The organism is Klebsiella sp. ME-303, from assembly GCF_007910085.1.
Classification (GTDB): Bacteria; Pseudomonadota; Gammaproteobacteria; order Enterobacterales; family Enterobacteriaceae; genus Klebsiella; species Klebsiella michiganensis.
Genome location: NZ_VOJB01000089.1, coordinates 16,362 through 33,972, shown reverse-complemented (window position 1 = coordinate 33,972; position 17,611 = coordinate 16,362). Strand labels below are relative to the sequence as shown.

Genomic DNA, 17,611 nt, shown 5'->3' with positions numbered 1-17,611 from the left:
CCTGAGGGCGTTCAAAACTCTGCGAGTTTTGTCTGAGCACTGCCCAGGTTCAAAATGGCAAGCAAAATAGCCCTAATGGGATAGGCTCTTATGATGCGGGAAATCCACCAACCATTGGCGCTTAATTCATTTTTTGCGGTTCAGAGCACAAAAAAAACGACGCCCAAATCCGCGGGCGCCGCACAACAAACCGATTACAGCCGCGACAGGGCCTCCCGCATCCCCGCGCTCAAAATGACTTCCAGATACCGCGTGACCTGTTCGGCAAGCCCCGGTATTGCCGTCAGATCTTCACCCCAGTGCCCGGTATCCTGCAGGACTTCGGTGACCAGTTCATGCAGCGGGCGGCCTTGCGCCACCTGCGCCCATCCTGCGGCAAAACGGCTTAGCCAGACGTCATCATCCTGCAGCGGATACGCCTGCCCGTCGCGCTGCCCGCGATAGAAGGCGATGAGCGCCGCCAGGGCGAACGTTAGCCGCGGCGGGATTGCGCCGTGCTGGCGGATATGCGTCAGCAGCTGCGGCAGGATCCGGGTGCGAAATTTGGTCATGCCGTTCAGGGCGATAGAGAGCAGCTGATGGCGAATCCAGGGATTAAGAAAGCGCCCGGTCACGGCATCGGCAAACTGCCTCAGCTCATCGGCCGGTAAATCCAGCGCCGGAATAATCTCCTCGTCGATAGTTTGCTGCACATAATGGCGAATGGCTTCGTCCTGCATCGCTTCGCCAACGGTATCGACGCCGCACAGCCACGCCACCGGCACCAGCGCGGTGTGCGCGCCGTTAAGAATGGCGACTTTGCGCTCTTTATAGGGCCGGATATCCTCTACGAGACGGATATTGAGCGGGTAACGTTCGAGCCGCAGCGTCTTCGCCAGCGCCTGCGGCCCCTGGATAACGAACAGCCAGAAGTATTCGGCGGTATCCAGGAAAGCATCATGGTAGCCCAGCTCCGCTTCGAGCTTTTCCGCTTCCTCGCGCGGGTAGCCGGTGACGATGCGATCAACCAGCGTTGAACAAAACGTATTGGCGGTCTCAACCCAGTCGCGAAAAGCCGCGGGCAATTGCCACTCTTCGGCATAGCGCAGCACCAGCGCCTTCAGCGCTTCGCCGTTGTAGTCGATCAGCTCACACGGAATCATCGTCCATCCCTTATCCGCTGCGCCGTTGAAATGGCGGAACCGTTCGAACAGCAGCTGGGTCAGCTTCGCCGGAAAGCTGACCGGCGGCTTAGCGTCAGGCCGGTCTCCGGCGTGATAGCTGATGCCCGCTTCGGTGGTATTTGAAAATACGAACGCGATCGCCGGATTACGAGCCAGCGCCAGATAGCCGGCAAAATCCTGCCACGGGTTGATCTCGTTATTCACCGATCGAATAATCCGCGCCTCGCTCACCGCCTCGCCGCGTTCGTCCAGCCCGCGGATCGCCGTGGTGTAGAGTCCGTCCTGGATATTAAGCGACGGCGGAAACTCGGTGTTGATCGGGCGAATGATGGTCACGCCTGCCGCCAGATCGGTTTGCTCATTCAGCAGGTCCAGCTGCCAGTCGATAAACGCCCGCAGGAAGTTGCCTTCGCCGAACTGAATCACGCGCGTCGGGTACCGCGGCCCGGGAAAATCTTTTCTGTTTAACGATTTCATAGCCTTTCCTGCTAAAAATGAATGACGCCTTTGATAAGCTGGCGATTGTTAATCACGTCGTTTTCGTAAATCTCAGCCAGCGACCTGAAATCGTAGCGGTGGGTCAGCATCATCCCGGCGGTCACTTTCCCCTCGGCCATCAGCCGCCCGACTTTGGCAAAATCCTCTTCCGTCGCATTACGGCTGCCCATCATGGTCGTCTCTTTCTTATGAAACTCCGGGTCCGGGATCTGCAGCTCACCTTTAAACAGGCCAACAAAGATGATGCTGCCGCCGTGGCGGATTAAATTCACCGTATTGTTCATCGCCTGCTGATTCCCCGTGGCGTCGATCACCTTCTGCGCCAGCGAACCACCAAACGCGGCACACAGCCGTTCGGTGAACTGCGGGTCGGAAGGGTCGAGCGTGGCCAGACCAAGGTGCTGCGCCACGTGGTCGCGCCGCGCCGGGCTGGTATCCGCCACCACCACCTGCGCCCCGTCGGCTTTGGCGATCGCCGCCGCCCCGAGACCAATGGGGCCCGCGCCGACCACCAGCACCTGCTCTCCCGGCTGGATAGCGGCGCGGCGCACCGCGTGGGCGCTGATGGCAAAAGGCTCAATCAGCGCCGCGGCTTCCGGCTCGACGTCATCCACCACCAGCAGATTTTTTACCGGCACGCAGAGGTACTCGCTAAACCCGCCGTCCCGATGTACGCCGATCACGGAAATTTTCTCGCAGCAGTTTGTCCGGCCGCTCAGGCAGGCCGGACACTGACCGCAGGCGACGTAGGGTATGACGGCAACCTGCTGTCCGCTTTTCAGATTAAGAATATTTTTACCCAGACCGATAATCTCACCGCATATTTCATGACCGAGCACGCGCGGATAGCTAAAAAAAGGTTGATGCCCTCCCCAGGCATGAATATCCGTACCACAAATCCCCACCGTTTTTATTTTAATAAGCACTTCATCATCACCGGGAATGGGAATCTGGCGTTTTTCCCAGCGCAATATTTTGGGTTCCTGACACACTAATGTATTCATCGACGTCATAATAATTTCCTCCGTATTTGTTGGTTTAGATATCGATGAAAAACAGAGGTGAGAATAAATTCATTGCAAAAATTGTGAAATCTCGCGCACAAAACTGTTTTAAATCCGGCTTTAATAGCTAAAAAAATGGAGATGCATAATGAGCCGCTCGCAAAACCTTCGTCACAACGTCATTAACCAGGTCATAAACGATATGGCACGCGGCTTTCTTCCGTCGCCGCTGCCCTCACAAAGCGCGCTGGCGGAGATGTACAACATCAGCCGCACCACCGTGCGCCATATCCTCAGCCACCTGTGCGAGCGCGGCGTGCTGCGCCAGCGCGGTCAGGACTACCAGATCCTTCGCCAGCCGGAGATGCAGGACGGCTTCGATGGCTCCAGCGCCTCGCTGGCCGAACAGAACCGTCTCTTCGAGCAGGCGTTTTACACCATGATTAACCAGCGCCAGCTGCGCGCCGGAGAGATATTTTCCGAGCTACAGCTGGCGCGTGCTGCCGGCGTCAGCCCGGTCGTGGTCAGGGAGTTTTTGTTGAAATTCAGCCGCTACAACCTGATTGAAAGCGAAAAGCGCGGCCAGTGGAATATGAAGAAGTTTGAACAATCCTGGGCCGAGCAGCTGTTCGAACTGCGGGAAATGCTGGAAACCCACGCGCTACAGCACTTCCTCAACCTCCCGGACAACGACGCCCGCTGGCTGCAGGCGAAAACCCTGCTTGAGCGCCATCGCGCCCTGCGTGACAGCATCGGCGACAGCTTTCGTATGTTTTCCCAGCTCGATCGCGACTTTCATTCTCTGCTCCTGTCCGCGGCTGAGAATATATTTTTTAATCAATCACTTGAGATTATTTCCGTAATTTTTCACTTTCACTATCAGTGGGATGAGAGCGACCTTAAACAGCGCAATATCATCGCCATTGATGAACATATGACTATCCTGAGCGCGCTTATCTGCCGCAGCGATCTGGACGCCAACCTGGCGCTGCGTAACCACCTGAACTCGGCGAAGCAATCAATGATTAACTCGCTCAGGCAGAGCGAATCCCAGGCTTATTAAGTACCGATTAAAAACAGAAAATGATAATCAGCAGCACAGATCTCAAAACATAAACCAGCGCCAGAAAAAAGGTTATTTATGCTGAAAACAAGTCGACTTACTTTACTGTGAAATAGGTGGGTGGGGTTTAAACCATTCGATGTCACTTGTCGTTCAAATAGAATAACCAGGAGTCAGGCGTGGAATCACGAAATATCACTATCGACCCGCAGACAACCTTTGATAAAGGAAAGGCGGAGACGATGACTGTTCCGTTAGATAATACGTTAACGCGTAGTACTCGCATTAAAAAAATTCAGACAACGGCAATGATCCTGTTATTTCTGGCGGCGGTGATTAATTACCTCGACAGAAGTTCATTGTCCGTCGCGAACTTAACGATTCGCGAGGATTTGGGGCTCAGCGCCACCGAAATCGGGGCGCTGCTGTCCGTTTTCTCGCTGGCCTACGGCATCGCCCAGCTCCCCTGCGGGCCGCTGCTGGACCGTAAAGGTCCGCGCATCATGCTGGGGCTGGGGATGTTTTTCTGGTCGCTGTTTCAGGCGGTCTCGGGGATGGTGCACAGCTTTACCCAGTTCGTGCTGGTGCGTATCGGCATGGGGATCGGCGAAGCGCCGATGAACCCCTGCGGCGTCAAGGTGATCAACGACTGGTTTAATATCAAAGAGCGCGGCCGCCCGATGGGTTTCTTTAACGCCGCCTCGACGATTGGCGTCGCGATCAGCCCGCCGATCCTTGCCGCCATGATGCTGATGATGGGCTGGCGCGGGATGTTTATCACCATCGGCGTGCTGGGGATCTTCGTCGCTATCGGCTGGTATATGCTCTATCGCAACCGGGAAGATATCTCTCTCACCGCCGACGAGCAGGCCTACCTTAACGCCGGAAGCGTCAACGTTCGCCGCGACCCGCTGAGCTTTGCCGAATGGCGCAGCCTGTTTAAAAACAAAACCATGTGGGGAATGATGCTGGGTTTCAGCGGCATCAACTATACCGCGTGGCTGTATCTGGCCTGGCTGCCGGGCTACCTGCAAACGGCGTATAGCCTCGATCTGAAAAGTACCGGTTTTATGGCCGCCATTCCTTTCCTGTTCGGCGCCGCCGGTATGCTTATCAACGGCTACGTCACCGACTGGCTGGTTAAAGGCGGCATGGCGCCGATCAAAAGCCGTAAAATTTGCATTATTGCCGGGATGTTCTGCTCCGCCGCGTTTACGTTAATTGTGCCGCAGGCCACTACCTCTATCGCCGCGGTGCTGTTAATCGGTATGGCGCTGTTCTGCATCCACTTTGCCGGCACCTCCTGCTGGGGGTTGATTCACGTCGCGGTAGCCTCGAGAATGACCGCATCCGTCGGCAGCATCCAGAACTTCGCCAGCTTTATCTGCGCCTCCTTCGCGCCGGTGGTGACCGGGTTTATCGTCGATACCACCCACTCATTCCAGCTGGCGCTGATTATCTGCGGCTGCGTGACCGCCCTCGGCGCGCTGGCCTATATTTTCCTGGTTCGTCAGCCGATTAGCGACCCGCGTAACGGCTGAATCTCAACGCCCTGCTGGCGGCGGGGCGCTCAACGTTGCGCTCATTTCATACTGTTTTAATGCCATGGGCGTATAGCCGGCGGCGTGAAACAGCGGCGTAAAGCGCTCCGGGATGGTCACCGAGGTCCCGAGCCCCGGAAAGCGTTGGGCGAGCGCCATCAGCATTTCCCGCCCCCGCCCGCGCCCGCGGGCGGCGGGATCGACCCATAAAAACTGCAGCTGCGGCCTGCTGGATAAGGTCGCCAGCACGGCGAAAGCCTGCTGATGGAGGCTCAGCGCCCGGCACGGCAGGGTGCTGAAGGTGAGCGGGTCCATCAGCCACGGCAGCTGGCCGTTAATCTCGGCGCCTGCCCTGCGCGTCAGCGCCAGCACGTCAACATCCTCTAATACGGAGGGCCCGTCACTTCCGGCCTGCGCGCTTAAATAGCCGCACAGCCCGTGCCGCACCTCGAAGCCCAGCGATTGATACAGCGCCACCGCGGCGTGGTTGTCGCGGATAACCTCCAGCCACATCCGCCGTACGCCCTGCTCGCGCAGCGCGTCGATAAGCGGCGACATCAGCCGGCGGCCAACGCCCTTTCCGCGATACGCAGGCCGCACCGCGAACGCCGCCAGCCTGGCTTCATCGCCGCGGCGGGCGACGACCGCCATCGCCGCGGGGACATCTCCATCCAGCCAGACGCAGGAATCCAGCAGGCTCAGCCCTTCGGCGCTAAAACGCTGGACAAAAACCTCTACCGACAGCGTGACGGGAACCAGGTAATCTTCGAAACAGTCGCAAAGGATCGTCGTCAGCTGCGCGACGCTGAACTGGGTGGCGGAAACGGCGGTAAGCTCCATACATTTCTCCCGGAGGCTGCTATGCTGAGGTGATGAAAACTAACACTATAACCGCCGCCGCGACGTTACGCCTGACTGAGGAGCGAGACATCCCTCTTCTGCCCGCCATTGAGCGCTCGGCGGCCCAGGCTTTTCGCCAGATCCCGGCGCTGGCCTGGCTGGCGGAAAGCGAAGTGATAAGCCCCGAGCGCCACCGGCTGTTTCTTGAAACTGACCACAGCCTGCTGGCCGTGACCGATGACCAACCGATAGGCTTCCTGCTGAGCGAACCGCTGGACGATGCGCTGTTTATCGTGGAGATCGCCGTTCATCAGGCGTGGCAGGGGCGAGGCGTTGGCCGCATGATGCTGGAGCAGGTTATAGAGACAGCCCGCCAGGCGGCGTATCCGGCGGTCACGCTCACCACCTTCCGCGACGTGCCGTGGAACGCGCCGTTTTACACGCGCCTGGGGTTTTCAATGTTAAGCGAGCTAAGGCTACCGGCGGGACTGGCGGCGAAAAGGGAGCTGGAAACGGAACACGGCCTGCCGCCGGAAACGCGCTGCGCCATGCGCTTAGCGCTGTAGCCTCCGGCGCTGATTTCAGCGGCGGAATATGGTACAAAGTACCATTCAAAACTTACCCGTTGATACCCGTATGTCCTGGTCAATCGATATCATTTCCTGCATTACCGATCGCTTTGTGGAACTCACGGCGACCGAAAAACGCATCGCGCAGTTTATTCTCGATGATGTCGCGGCGGCGGCGGAGCTGCCCATCGCGGAGATGGCGCGCCTGACCCACACCAGCCAGGCCTCGGTCACCCGCTTTGCCCGGGCGCTCGGCTGCAAAGACGTCCGCGAGCTGAAGATGAAGCTCGCGCAATCCCTGGCGGTCGGGCAGCGATTTATCCTCGATGTGCCGGACCTTGAGGGCGTGCAGGGGATCTACGAGTCGATCATCGGCGTGCTGGAGACCAACCGCCGGGCGCTGGATATTGAGGCGCTGAAGCGCGCGGTGAGCTGGCTGAGCGACGCGCGGCAGATCCTGGCCCTCGGGATGGGCGGCGGCTCCACCATCTGCGCCCAGGAGATCCAGTACCGTCTGTTTCGCCTCGGCCTGCCGGTGGTCAGCCAGAACGACGGCCTGCTGGTGCGCATGATGAGCTCGGCGGTGACGCCAAAGGATGTGGTTATCGTGCTGTCGCTGGGCGGCTATACCCAGGAAATTATTGAGAGCGCGGCGATTGCCAGGCAGTACGGCGCAAAGGTCATTGCCATCACTCCCGCCGGAACGCCGCTGGCGGAGCAGGCGGATCTGGTGCTGCCGCTGCTGGTGCGCGAAAACGACTATATCTTCAAGCCCAGCACTTCACGCTATGCGATGCTGGCGATGGTTGACGTGCTGGCCACCGAACTGGCGATGGCCAACAAAACCCAGGCAAAGGGCAGGCTGCGCCGGATTAAGCTGGCGCTCGACAGCCATCGCGGCGGCGTCGACAGGCAGCCGCTGGGCGATTAACCGCAGCGGGCGGCGGCGATAAACCTCTCCGCCTGCTGACGGGTACGCTCCACGGCCTGCCCGGCGCGATACAGATCGCTTCCCAGACCGGCGCCGGCGCATCCCGCCTCGACCCAGCTCGCCAGATTCTCCGGCGTCACGCCGCCGACCGCCAGCACCGGCACCTCCGGCGGCAGCACCGCTTTCAGCGCCCGAATATAGTCCGGGCCGAAGGTGGAAGACGGGAAAATCTTCAGCCACTGCGCCCCGGCGTCCAGCGCGCTAAACGCCTCGGTCGCGGTAGCGCATCCTGCGCAGACCCGCATTCCGCGCGCCACCGCCCGGCGGATGGTCGCCGGCTGAGTATTCGGCGTCACGATAAGCTTCGCCCCGGCATCGGCCAGAAAATCGACCTGCTCCACCTTAAGCACCGTTCCCGCGCCAATCACCGCCTGCTCGCCAAAGCGCGCGGCCATCTGCGGAATGCTCTGCTGCCAGTCCGGTGAGTTGAGCGGAATTTCGATATAGCGAAATCCTGCCTTTATCAGCGTCTCAATATGCTCCGCCGCCTCAGCGGGGCGAATACCGCGTAAAATCGCCACCAGTTTAATCTTGTCCATGCATTATCCTCGCCATGCCGCTCAGCAGCGCCTCATCGCCGCTGCAGCTGTTAACCGTCATTCCGCGCGCCTTCATCGCCCGACTGTAGCGGGCATTCAGCGCCGGGTCGCCAACCAGCGTGACGCCAGAGGTACGGTAACGCTGCCCGAGGGTCGCCACCTCCGCGCCAATCAGCAGCCCGGAGAGATAGTCGCTGACCGAGGTTGCCGCCAGCGCCCCGAGCACCCGGGCAGCTCTGGCGACAAACAGTTCGCTAATCAGCGACGGCTGCGCCAACCCTTTTTCCAGCCCCTGTTCAAAGGCCGCCTCGTCCGCCTGCTGGGCCGGCAGCCCTTTGCCGATCAGCGATTGCGTCATCAGCAGATGATGCAGTTCGCCGGTCATCGCCGTGGCAAAATGACGCACCATGCCGTCCGTCACTTGTACCCATTTGCAGTGGGTGCCCGGCAGCACGTAGCACTCCGCCGGCGCCAGCTCTATAGCCCCCAGCAGCTGCGTCTCTTCGCCGCGCATCACGTTGAACTCCCCGTCCTGGGCAATCTTGAGCCCGGGAATAATCCACACGCCTTCAGCAACGGCGCATCGCTGCTGCCCCGGCGCGTCGATCGCCGCCGGACAGGCCAGATACGGCACCGCTTGCCAGCCCGCATCGCTGCCGATCATCCCGGCCATCAGCACCGGCAGCATTTCGGCGCCGCGCCAGGGGGCCACATGCTCCGCGAATACGTCGGCGGGCGATCGTCCGTTCAGGCGGGTGATGCCCAGCGGCAGCTGCTTCGTCCCGATGCACTGGCCGTTGCGAATCAGCCAGCCGCGCAGCTGGGTAGAGCCCCAGTCGACGGCAATATAGTCCTTCATGGTGCTTCTCCCGAGGCCTGCACCGCCGTCTTCGCCGGAATCGCCTGCCCTTCCCGCTCTTGCGTAATCATTTCCAGCGCCTGCTGACGGCTGATTTTGCTGGCTGGCGTCATGACGGTGACAAAAATGGCGGAAACGAAGCTGCCGACGACCGACGGAATGCACGGGTTCCCCCAGTAAGCCAGCCAGTCTGCCTTAACCAGAACCACAATCGACACCAGCATGCCGCTCAGCAGCGCGGTGAGCGCGCCCTGCCAGTTAAAGCGCAGCCAGAAGCGGCCCAGAATTGAACAGACGAACAGCCCGGACATCAGCATGGAGATCATTTTGGTGATATAGCTGATGATATCGTTCGAGGTCAGGGCGAAGATCATCGCCAGGCCGATAACGAACGCCAGCATCCAGCGGGAGAGCGTTATCGCCTTATGCGCCGGCGGCATTTTTCCGGTAACAAGGGTGTAGACATCGCGCATCATGATGGCCACGGCGGCTATCGCATCGGAGCTGGCCGAAGACATAGTGGCGGAAAGCCCGGCAATCAGCACCACCAGACCCAGTATCGCCGGCAGGAAGCTGGTGGCGAACAGGAAGGCGTAGTTGCTGTTCTCAAGATGGGGGTTCATTGTCCATGCCGCCATGCCGATAATCGCCGGCAGCACCGAGAAAAACAGATACAGCACGCCGGTATAGACAAACGAGCGGCGCACCGAAGAGACATCTTTCCCCGAATAAATACGCTGGCGATAGGAAGGGGTCGCCAGCACGCCGACGCCGATGACCATCGCCAGCGATAGCGCCGGAATGACGCCCAGCTTATCGACCGCGAACAGGCTCATCGCCCTGGGATCCATCGCCTGTACGATGGCATCCCATCCGCCGACGTGAACCACCGCCAGAATCGCCATCAGGATAAAGCCGAAAAAGAGAATTAATGCCTGAATGGTATCCGTCCATACCACCGCAGAATAACCGCCGATGATGACGTAAATCGCAAAGGCCAGAGCGATAATAATTTTCGCTAGCGTCAGATTTATCCCCGTCGCCCAGGATAAATACATGCTGCCGCCAAGAATATGCGCCCCCAGCCAGCCAATAGAGGCCACAAATATCATTATGCCGACGATATTTTTAATTAAATGGCTGCCGCCAGTATAATAAGAGAGCTCTTCGCTCATGGTCATAAAGCGCAGTTTACGCACCGGGGCGAACAGCCAGGCGACCAGCAAAATACCGATGGCCCCGCCCACGCCGTAGAGCATTCCGGCCCAGCCGTTGCTGTAGCCGAAGCCTACGGCGCCCATGCTTGAACCGGTCCCCACCATGGTCGCCACGGTGGAGCCCAGCGTCAGGAACAGCGGTAAGGAACGGCCGCCGAGTAAAAAATCTTCACCGCTTTTTTGATTACGCGACACGTACCAGCCAAGCCAAATCATGGCCAGCGCGTAAATAATAAAGCCGACTAAAAAGATATGACTATTCATTATTCACATCCTGCCAGTTGAGTATGTAAAAGGTAAAAGGCTACGAAGCGCTGAATGAATTCAGCGCTCAAAAATCCTGTTTATATTTCTGGTTAATAAATTTTTATACGCGAGCCGCGTTATAACAGGTCACATCTACTTCGACTTTACAATCCACCACCAGGTCCGCGACGCAGCAGATACGGGCAGGCGGGTTGTCGCCAAAGAACTCGCGGAACACTTTATTGAAAGACTGGAAATAGCGCGCATCGGTGAGAATCACCTTGACGTGCACCACGTCGGCCAGGGTGTAGCCCGCTTCGGTCATGATATCCACGCAGTTCTGAATCGCCAGACGCGCCTGGTCGACAATCCCGCCTTCCACCACTTCACCGTCCTTCATCGGCGTCTGGCCGGAAACGTACAGCCAGCCCCCCGCCTCCACCGCGCGCGCGAACGGCAGATGCTGCCCACCGGTCCCGGTACCACCTTCTACGCCATAACGTTTAATACTCATTTTGCACTCCTTAGTTCATTTGGCGGCGCAGGAAACGCCCCGCGCGCCCGATAATCTTTTTGTCGCTGCCGTAGCTCATCACGCCGTTGACCATCACCGCCTCGATCCCCTCCGCCGGTTGTTTCGGGTCGGAGAAGCTGGCGACATCGCGCACCGTCAGCGGATCGAACAGCACCAGATCGGCAAAGTAGCCCACTTTCACCAACCCACGATCCGCCAGCTGGAAACGCGCCGCCGACAGCCCGGTCATTTTGTGGATAGCGGTGGTCAGCGGAAACAGCCGTTCATCGCGGCTGTAGTGGCCCAGGACCCGCGGGAACGCGCCCCACAGCCGCGGATGCGGCATCGGGTCGTTCGGCAGACCGTCGGAGCCGATCATGGTCACCGGGTAACGCAGCACCCGCCGCACGTCCTGCTCGTCCATGTTGTAGTAGATGGCGCCTGCGGGCATCAGCCGCGCCGCCGCCTCGTGCAGGCTAACCTGCCAGCCGTCGGCAATCTGCCGCAGGGTTTTTCCGGCCTGCTCGGGCTGCGCTTCCGACCAGGTAATGACGATATCGAACTCATCGGTGACCTGCTTCATATCCAGCGTCGACGAGCTGGCAGAATAGGGGTAGCAGTCGCAGGCGATCTCCTGGCGCTGGCGCATCTCATCGAAGAAAGCCAGCGTCTCCTTCGTGCGACCCCAGTTTTTCGCGCCGGCGCACTTATGGTGCGATACCACCACCGGTACGTTACCGTGGCGGCCAATGCGGAACGCCTCGTCGAGCGCATCCAGAATCGGTTCGAACTCCGAACGCAGGTGGGTGGTATAAATTCCCCCCTCCGCCGCCAGCTCCTCGGCCAGCGCCATCACTTCTTCAGTGGTGGACTGAAACGCGCTGGCGTAGGCCAGCCCGCTGCTCAGCCCCAGCGCGCCCTGACGCAGCGCGTCGCGCAGCTGCACCCGCATTCCGGCAATCTCGGTTTCCGTCGCCGGGCGGAACAGATCGTCCATATGGTTATTACGCAGCGCGGTATGGCCAATCAGCGTGCCGACGTTCAATGACGGCTTCGCCGCCTCCACCGCCTGGGCGTAAGCGTCAACGGTGGGGTAAACAAAGTGCTCCTGCTCGCCCAGCAGGTTCATCGGGTCAGGCACGCCGTCGCGCAGGGTCGCCGTCGCCGCGCTGATCCCGCAGTTGCCGACAATCACCGTCGTCACCCCCTGACTCAGCTTGGGCAAATAGGCCGGCATACGAATGACGTTGATGTCGTCATGGGTATGCACATCGATAAACCCGGGCGCCAGCACGCGCCCCTGCCCGTCAATCACCTGCTCCGCCGGCAGGTTCAGCGCCGGGGCCATATCTACAATCCGATCGCCCTTCACCGCCACGTCGCCGCGAAACTGCGGTCCGCCGCTGCCGTCAATGACCGTGACGTTTTTGAAAAGCCAGTTAACTTTCATCGCAATGACTCCCTTTCAACTCTATCGACAAGTTAACCATTTACAAGGCGGAAAAACAGTGGAAAACTACGCAAAAACCAGATCAAATTGTGATACTTTTATTCACAAACAATAAAAATCACATATTAAATTTATATTTTTCAATTAATTAAAATTGATACTCAGCTTTATTCCGAGCATAAACCCTAAAAGGATAGTGTTATGAAATACCACTCCGATACGCTTATTCCGCACAAAGCCGCCGTGATGGCCGCTCCGGCAAATCTGCTGGCGGAGGAGGTCTGCCTCCCCGCCGCGCTGCTGAAAAAAACGGCGCTGGAAAATAACATCGCCTGGATGCAGCGCTACGCCGACGCGCGCGGCGTCTCGCTGGCGCCGCACGGTAAAACAACGATGACGCCGTGGATTTTTCAGGCCCAGCAGCGGGCGGGCGCATGGGGAATCGGCGTGGGCAGCGCCTGGCAGGCCAGCGCGGCGATGGCCAGCGGCGTTGAGCGCGTTCTGATGGTCAATCAGCTGGTCGGCAGGGCGAATATGCAGGCGGTATCGCGCCTGAAGGCGCATTACCGGGCGGCGGAGTTTATCTGCTGCATCGATAGCCTCGCCAACGCCCGCGCGCTGTCGGCCTTTTTCAGCGAACGGCGGCAAACGCTGGACGTGCTGATTGAACTGGGCGTGGCCGGCGGGCGCTGCGGCTGCCGCAGCGTTGAGGATGCGCAGGCCCTGGCGGAGGCCGTCGCGGACCTTCCTGGCCTTAAGCTGCGCGGACTTGAGCTGTATGAAGGGGTGTTGCACGGCGACGATCCGCAGCCGCAGGTGGAAGCTCTGCTGCACCAGGCCGCCGATTTGGCCTGCCGGATGGCGCATCTGGTTGAGGGGGAGTTTGTGCTGACCGGCGCCGGTACCGTCTGGTATGACGTGGTGTGCAATATCTGGCTGGCGGCGAAGAAACCGGCGCGGTGCCGGATCGTTATCCGCCCCGGCTGCTATATCACCCACGATCGGGGGATCTACGATATCGCGCAGAAAGCGCTGGCGGCGCGCGATCCGATCGCCTGCGATCTGGGCGGTGATTTAACCTCGGCGCTGGAGCTGATGGCGATGGTCCAGTCGGTGCCGGAAGCGGATCGCGCGGTGGTCAACTTCGGCAAACGCGACTGCGCCTTCGACGCCGGACTGCCGCAGCCGATCGCTCGCTATCGCAACGGCGCGCAGCTGTCTGCGGCGGGGATCGAGAGCGTGGGGATTATGGATCAGCACTGTATGCTGCGCCTCGCGCCGGGCAGCGACGTGCAGGTCGGCGATATTCTGGTGTTCGGCACCTCGCATCCGTGCCTGACGTTTGATAAATGGAAAACCCTGCTGCTGGTGGACGAGCAGTATAACGTGCTGGAAGAGCTCGATACCCTGTTCTGACCGGCCGGGAATTCCCCGGATGGCGGCTGGCGCCTTATCCGGGCTACGGGATAGCACCGGCCCGTAGCCCCGGTAAGCACAGCGCGACCGGGGAAATATTTCTAGCTTCACGGAAGGAAAATTACGCCTCTTCCTCTCCACCCACCCCATTCCCCAGGGCGATAAACTCCTCCAGCAGCGCGGTAAGCTGACGCATTTTTTCGACGGTAAATTGGGCTTCTATCTGGCGATAGGCCTCTTCCACCTGGGCCTGGGCGCTTTCATACAGCTTCAGGCCCGCAGGCGTCAGCGAAACGTACAGCTTGCGCTGATCGTTAACCGGCTTTAAACGCAGCACCAGGCCGTCGCGTTCCATGCGGGTCAGAATACCGGTCAGGCTCGGACGTAAAATACAGGCGCGAAAGGCCAGATCGTGAAAATCCATCGACGGATTTTCGGCGAGGATACGCACGATACGCCACTGCTGCTCGGTCAGATTGTGGCGTTTAACGATGGGCCGAAAGTGGGCCATCGCCGCTTCCCGCGCCTGCAGCAGCGCGATAGTTAACGAATCATGCATCACATACCTCTGAAATAAATCCCCAATCTGTTAATAAGTTAATAATTAGCGCTAATTCCTTCTGAAGGCAACCGGTTTCTGCCTCTGAAAAGTACCAGAAGGTACAATAAAATTAATTATCTAATTGATTAACAACAAATAAAAAACATAACTGTAAATTTATTGTTAATCAGATCACAAAACATTCACTTCTGTTTGCCAAACCTTTCCGCAAAGCATAAAAGATGATCATTAACATATTAATGAATTAACTAACTTCCTAATTCCGTAGCAGAGGAGTGGTCAATGAAAGGCACCATCTTCGCCGTGGCGCTTAACCACCGCAGCCAGCTCGACGCCTGGCGCGAAGCGTTCCAGCAGGCCCCGTATAAAACCCCGCCGAAGACCGCGGTCTGGTTTATCAAACCGCGCAACACCGTTATCGGCGACGGCGAAAGCATTCCCTATCCGCAAGGCGAAACCGTGCAGAGCGGCGCCACCGTGGCGCTAATCGTCGGTAAAACCGCACGCAAAATCGCCGCGGAAGACGCCGCGGCTTATATCGCCGGCTACGCGCTGGCGAACGACGTCAGCCTGCCGGAAGAGAGCTTCTATCGTCCGGCCATCAAAGCCAAATGCCGCGACGGCTTCTGCCCGCTTGGCGCGCTCGCGCCGCTCAGCAACGTCGATAACCTGACCATCATCACCGAAATCAACGGTCGCGAGGCGGACAGCTGGAATACCGCCGATCTCCAGCGCTCCGCCGCCGAGCTGCTGAGCGCCCTGAGCGAATTCGCCACCCTCAATCCCGGCGATGCGATTCTGATCGGTACGCCCCACTCCCGCGTTACGCTGCGCCCCGGCGATCGCGTACGCATTCTCGCCGAGGGCTTCCCGGCGCTGGAAAACCCGGTGATTGATGAAGGAGAGCTGGCATGAGGCAAGCACGTATTGAGTGGCAGGGACAGCGGCACGATGTCCAGGTTGATGAACGCGGGCAGGTCCAGCTCGCCAACGGCAGGTTACTTCAGGAAGGCGAGTTTCGCTGGCTGCCGCCCGCCGACGGCACCCTGTTCGCGCTGGGCCTGAACTACGCCGATCACGCCAGCGAGCTGGCGTTTACGCCGCCAACCGAACCGCTGGTGTTTATCAAAGCGCCCAACACCTTTATCGGCCATAGGCAAGAGTCGGTGCGCCCGGATAACGTCGAGTACATGCACTACGAGGCTGAACTGGTGGTGGTGATCGGCAAAACCGCGCGTAAGGTCGCCGAAGCCGACGCCATGGCGTACGTGGCCGGGTACACCGTCTGCAACGACTACGCCATCCGCGACTACCTGGAAAACTACTATCGTCCCAACCTGCGGGTCAAAAGCCGCGACACCCTGACGCCGATAGGCCCGTGGATCGTCAGCAAAGAGGCGATCCCGGATCCGCATAACCTGTCGCTGCGCACCTGGGTCAACGGCGAACTGCGCCAGCAGGGCACCACCGCCGATCTGATCTTCAGCATTCCGTTCCTGATCGCTTACCTCAGCGAATTTATGACCCTGCAGCCGGGCGACATGATCGCCACCGGCACGCCGAAGGGGCTGTCGGACGTGGTGCCGGGCGATGAAGTGATCGTCGAAGTGGAAGGCGTCGGCCGCCTGGTCAACCACATCATTAGCCAGCAGGCATATGAGGAGAAGCTGTCATGAAAAAAATTAACCACTGGATCAACGGCAAAAACGTCGCCGCCGCGGAATATTTCCATACCACTAACCCGGCCACCGGCGAAGTGCTGGCGGAAGTCGCCTCCGGCGGCGCCGACGAGGTGAATCAGGCGGTGGCGGCGGCGAAAGAGGCGTTCCCGAAATGGGCCAATCTGCCGATGAAAGAGCGCGCGCGTCTGATGCGCAGGCTGGGGGATCTGATCGACCAGAACGTCCCGGAGATCGCCGCCATGGAGACCGCCGATACCGGCCTGCCGATCCACCAGACTAAAAACGTGCTGATCCCGCGCGCCTCGCACAACTTCGAATTCTTCGCCGAAGTGTGCCAGCAGATGAACGGCAAGACCTACCCGGTTGACGACAAGATGCTCAACTACACCCTCGTGCAGCCGGTGGGCGTCTGCGCGCTGGTGTCGCCGTGGAACGTGCCATTTATGACCGCCACCTGGAAGGTGGCGCCGTGCCTCGCGCTGGGCAATACCGCGGTGCTGAAGATGTCCGAGCTATCGCCGCTAACCGCCGACCGTCTTGGCGAGCTGGCGCTGGAAGCGGGTATTCCGCCGGGGGTGCTGAACGTGGTTCAGGGCTACGGCGCGACGGCGGGCGATGCTCTGGTCCGCCACCATGACGTACGCGCGGTCTCGTTCACCGGCGGTACCGCCACCGGGCGCAACATCATGAAAAACGCCGGGCTGAAAAAGTACTCCATGGAGCTGGGCGGCAAATCGCCGGTGCTGATTTTCGAAGACGCCGATATTGAGCGCGCCCTCGACGCCGCGCTGTTCACCATTTTCTCGATCAACGGCGAACGCTGCACCGCCGGCTCGCGCATCTTCATTCAGCAGAGCATCTACCCCGAGTTCATTAAACGCTTCGCCGAGCGGGCTAACCGCCTGCGCGTCGGCGACCCCACCGACCCGAATACCCAGGTGGGCGCGCTGATTAGCCAGCAGCACTGGGAGAAAGTCTCCGGCTATATCCGCCTCGGCATTGAAGAAGGAGCGACCCTGCTGGCCGGCGGCGCGGATAAGCCCGCCGATCTGCCCGCCCATCTGAGAAACGGCAACTTCCTGCGGCCAACGGTGCTGGCGGACGTCGATAACCGCATGCGCGTGGCGCAGGAAGAGATTTTTGGCCCGGTAGCCTGTCTGCTGCCGTTTAAAGACGAGGCGGAAGGTCTGCGCCTGGCCAACGACGTGGAGTACGGCCTCGCCTCTTATATCTGGACCCAGGACGTCAGCAAAGTGCTGCGCCTGGCGCGCGGCATCGAAGCCGGAATGGTGTTCGTCAACACCCAGAACGTCCGCGACCTGCGTCAGCCGTTCGGCGGCGTGAAGGCCTCCGGTACCGGCCGCGAAGGCGGCGAATACAGCTTTGAAGTGTTCGCTGAAATGAAAAACGTCTGCATCTCGATGGGCGACCATCCGATCCCAAAATGGGGAGTCTGA

Annotated in this window: 17 protein-coding genes; 8 read left to right on the top strand and 9 right to left on the bottom strand. The window is 59.5% G+C overall.

Annotation, left to right across the window (positions count from 1 at the left end):
* Nucleotides 1-194: 194 nt before the first annotated feature.
* On the bottom strand, nucleotides 195-1,640 hold the full coding sequence (locus tag FQK12_RS20000; RefSeq protein WP_014227802.1) for a tagaturonate reductase: 1,446 nt from the start codon (nucleotides 1,638-1,640) through the stop codon (nucleotides 195-197).
* 11 nt (nucleotides 1,641-1,651) lie between these two features.
* Nucleotides 1,652-2,674 carry a zinc-binding alcohol dehydrogenase family protein gene (locus tag FQK12_RS19995; RefSeq protein WP_014227801.1) on the bottom strand — a complete coding sequence of 341 codons (1,023 nt, stop codon included), beginning with the start codon at nucleotides 2,672-2,674 and terminating at the stop codon, nucleotides 1,652-1,654.
* A gap of 139 nt (nucleotides 2,675-2,813) precedes the next feature.
* Between FQK12_RS19995 and FQK12_RS19990 the strand changes: the two genes are divergently transcribed.
* Together FQK12_RS19990 and FQK12_RS19985 are read left to right on the top strand one after the other, a co-directional pair.
* The gene (locus FQK12_RS19990; RefSeq protein ID WP_014227800.1) at nucleotides 2,814-3,728 is read left to right on the top strand and encodes a GntR family transcriptional regulator; all 915 of its coding nucleotides are present in this window, start codon (nucleotides 2,814-2,816) and stop codon (nucleotides 3,726-3,728) included.
* A 179-nt stretch (nucleotides 3,729-3,907) separates the two neighbouring features.
* Entirely contained in the window at nucleotides 3,908-5,269 is a 1,362-nt protein-coding gene (locus FQK12_RS19985; RefSeq protein WP_014227799.1) for an MFS transporter, read from the top strand.
* 3 nt (nucleotides 5,270-5,272) lie between these two features.
* Here FQK12_RS19985 and FQK12_RS19980 read toward each other — a convergent pair whose 3' ends face one another.
* Nucleotides 5,273-6,109 (bottom strand): GNAT family N-acetyltransferase, encoded by an 837-nt coding sequence (locus FQK12_RS19980; RefSeq protein WP_014227798.1) that lies wholly within the window; start codon nucleotides 6,107-6,109, stop codon nucleotides 5,273-5,275.
* A 32-nt stretch (nucleotides 6,110-6,141) separates the two neighbouring features.
* On the opposite strand from FQK12_RS19980, the gene FQK12_RS19975 reads away from it, so the two are divergent.
* Together FQK12_RS19975 and FQK12_RS19970 are read left to right on the top strand one after the other, a co-directional pair.
* Nucleotides 6,142-6,675: a GNAT family N-acetyltransferase gene (locus tag FQK12_RS19975; protein WP_014227797.1), complete on the top strand. Its 534-nt coding sequence runs from the start codon at nucleotides 6,142-6,144 to the stop codon at nucleotides 6,673-6,675.
* Nucleotides 6,676-6,745: 70 nt separating this feature from the next.
* The gene (locus FQK12_RS19970) at nucleotides 6,746-7,609 is read left to right on the top strand and encodes a MurR/RpiR family transcriptional regulator (RefSeq protein ID WP_014227796.1); all 864 of its coding nucleotides are present in this window, start codon (nucleotides 6,746-6,748) and stop codon (nucleotides 7,607-7,609) included.
* Here the strand turns inward: FQK12_RS19970 and FQK12_RS19965 are convergent.
* From FQK12_RS19965 to FQK12_RS19945, 5 genes are all read right to left on the bottom strand, one after another.
* Complete coding sequence (locus FQK12_RS19965; RefSeq protein WP_014227795.1) at nucleotides 7,606-8,208, bottom strand: 2-dehydro-3-deoxy-6-phosphogalactonate aldolase; 603 nt, start codon at nucleotides 8,206-8,208, stop codon at nucleotides 7,606-7,608. The genes FQK12_RS19970 and FQK12_RS19965 overlap by 4 nt on opposite strands.
* On the bottom strand, nucleotides 8,195-9,067 hold the full coding sequence (locus FQK12_RS19960; protein WP_014227794.1) for a 2-dehydro-3-deoxygalactonokinase: 873 nt from the start codon (nucleotides 9,065-9,067) through the stop codon (nucleotides 8,195-8,197). The genes FQK12_RS19965 and FQK12_RS19960 overlap by 14 nt, the downstream gene beginning before the upstream one ends.
* Nucleotides 9,064-10,548, bottom strand: a complete 1,485-nt coding sequence (locus FQK12_RS19955) for a sodium:solute symporter family protein (protein WP_014227793.1) — start codon at nucleotides 10,546-10,548, stop codon at nucleotides 9,064-9,066. Before FQK12_RS19955 ends, FQK12_RS19960 begins: the two co-directional genes overlap by 4 nt.
* A gap of 103 nt (nucleotides 10,549-10,651) precedes the next feature.
* Entirely contained in the window at nucleotides 10,652-11,044 is a 393-nt protein-coding gene (locus FQK12_RS19950; protein WP_004098320.1) for a RidA family protein, read from the bottom strand.
* A gap of 10 nt (nucleotides 11,045-11,054) precedes the next feature.
* A complete protein-coding gene (locus FQK12_RS19945; RefSeq protein WP_014227792.1) occupies nucleotides 11,055-12,494 on the bottom strand; it encodes an N-acyl-D-amino-acid deacylase family protein in 1,440 nt (479 codons plus the stop codon).
* 201 nt (nucleotides 12,495-12,695) lie between these two features.
* Here FQK12_RS19945 and FQK12_RS19940 point away from each other — a divergent pair, with 201 nt between their 5' ends.
* Nucleotides 12,696-13,910, top strand: a complete 1,215-nt coding sequence (locus tag FQK12_RS19940; protein WP_014227791.1) for an amino acid deaminase — start codon at nucleotides 12,696-12,698, stop codon at nucleotides 13,908-13,910.
* A 121-nt stretch (nucleotides 13,911-14,031) separates the two neighbouring features.
* Here the strand turns inward: FQK12_RS19940 and hpaR are convergent, their stop codons facing one another.
* A complete protein-coding gene (gene hpaR, locus FQK12_RS19935; protein WP_014227790.1) occupies nucleotides 14,032-14,469 on the bottom strand; it encodes a homoprotocatechuate degradation operon regulator HpaR in 438 nt (145 codons plus the stop codon).
* A gap of 285 nt (nucleotides 14,470-14,754) precedes the next feature.
* Between hpaR and FQK12_RS19930 the strand changes: the two genes are divergently transcribed.
* The 3 genes from FQK12_RS19930 to hpaE are packed head-to-tail and all read left to right on the top strand — an operon-like array spanning nucleotide 14,755 to nucleotide 17,611.
* Complete coding sequence (locus FQK12_RS19930; protein ID WP_014227789.1) at nucleotides 14,755-15,387, top strand: fumarylacetoacetate hydrolase family protein; 633 nt, start codon at nucleotides 14,755-14,757, stop codon at nucleotides 15,385-15,387.
* Nucleotides 15,384-16,148: a fumarylacetoacetate hydrolase family protein gene (locus tag FQK12_RS19925; protein ID WP_014227788.1), complete on the top strand. Its 765-nt coding sequence runs from the start codon at nucleotides 15,384-15,386 to the stop codon at nucleotides 16,146-16,148. The genes FQK12_RS19930 and FQK12_RS19925 overlap by 4 nt, the downstream gene beginning before the upstream one ends.
* Nucleotides 16,145-17,611, top strand: a complete 1,467-nt coding sequence (gene hpaE, locus FQK12_RS19920; protein WP_014227787.1) for a 5-carboxymethyl-2-hydroxymuconate semialdehyde dehydrogenase — start codon at nucleotides 16,145-16,147, stop codon at nucleotides 17,609-17,611. Before FQK12_RS19925 ends, hpaE begins: the two co-directional genes overlap by 4 nt.

Bases quoted from the DNA above. Each gene is read 5' to 3' on its own strand.
- hpaR (WP_014227790.1), bottom strand. From the start codon at position 14,469: ATGCATGATTCGTTAACTATCGCGCTGCTGCAGGCGCGGGAAGCGGCG.
- FQK12_RS19940 (WP_014227791.1), top strand. From the start codon at position 12,696: ATGAAATACCACTCCGATACGCTTATTCCGCACAAAGCCGCCGTGATG.
- FQK12_RS19965 (WP_014227795.1), bottom strand. From the start codon at position 8,208: ATGGACAAGATTAAACTGGTGGCGATTTTACGCGGTATTCGCCCCGCT.
- FQK12_RS19975 (WP_014227797.1), top strand. From the start codon at position 6,142: ATGAAAACTAACACTATAACCGCCGCCGCGACGTTACGCCTGACTGAG.
- FQK12_RS19970 (WP_014227796.1), top strand. From the start codon at position 6,746: ATGTCCTGGTCAATCGATATCATTTCCTGCATTACCGATCGCTTTGTG.
- FQK12_RS19930 (WP_014227789.1), top strand. From the start codon at position 14,755: ATGAAAGGCACCATCTTCGCCGTGGCGCTTAACCACCGCAGCCAGCTC.
- hpaE (WP_014227787.1), top strand. From the start codon at position 16,145: ATGAAAAAAATTAACCACTGGATCAACGGCAAAAACGTCGCCGCCGCG.
- FQK12_RS19950 (WP_004098320.1), bottom strand. From the start codon at position 11,044: ATGAGTATTAAACGTTATGGCGTAGAAGGTGGTACCGGGACCGGTGGG.
- FQK12_RS19990 (WP_014227800.1), top strand. From the start codon at position 2,814: ATGAGCCGCTCGCAAAACCTTCGTCACAACGTCATTAACCAGGTCATA.
- FQK12_RS19980 (WP_014227798.1), bottom strand. From the start codon at position 6,109: ATGGAGCTTACCGCCGTTTCCGCCACCCAGTTCAGCGTCGCGCAGCTG.
- FQK12_RS19925 (WP_014227788.1), top strand. From the start codon at position 15,384: ATGAGGCAAGCACGTATTGAGTGGCAGGGACAGCGGCACGATGTCCAG.
- FQK12_RS20000 (WP_014227802.1), bottom strand. From the start codon at position 1,640: ATGAAATCGTTAAACAGAAAAGATTTTCCCGGGCCGCGGTACCCGACG.
- FQK12_RS19995 (WP_014227801.1), bottom strand. From the start codon at position 2,674: ATGACGTCGATGAATACATTAGTGTGTCAGGAACCCAAAATATTGCGC.
- FQK12_RS19945 (WP_014227792.1), bottom strand. From the start codon at position 12,494: ATGAAAGTTAACTGGCTTTTCAAAAACGTCACGGTCATTGACGGCAGC.
- FQK12_RS19960 (WP_014227794.1), bottom strand. From the start codon at position 9,067: ATGAAGGACTATATTGCCGTCGACTGGGGCTCTACCCAGCTGCGCGGC.
- FQK12_RS19955 (WP_014227793.1), bottom strand. From the start codon at position 10,548: ATGAATAGTCATATCTTTTTAGTCGGCTTTATTATTTACGCGCTGGCC.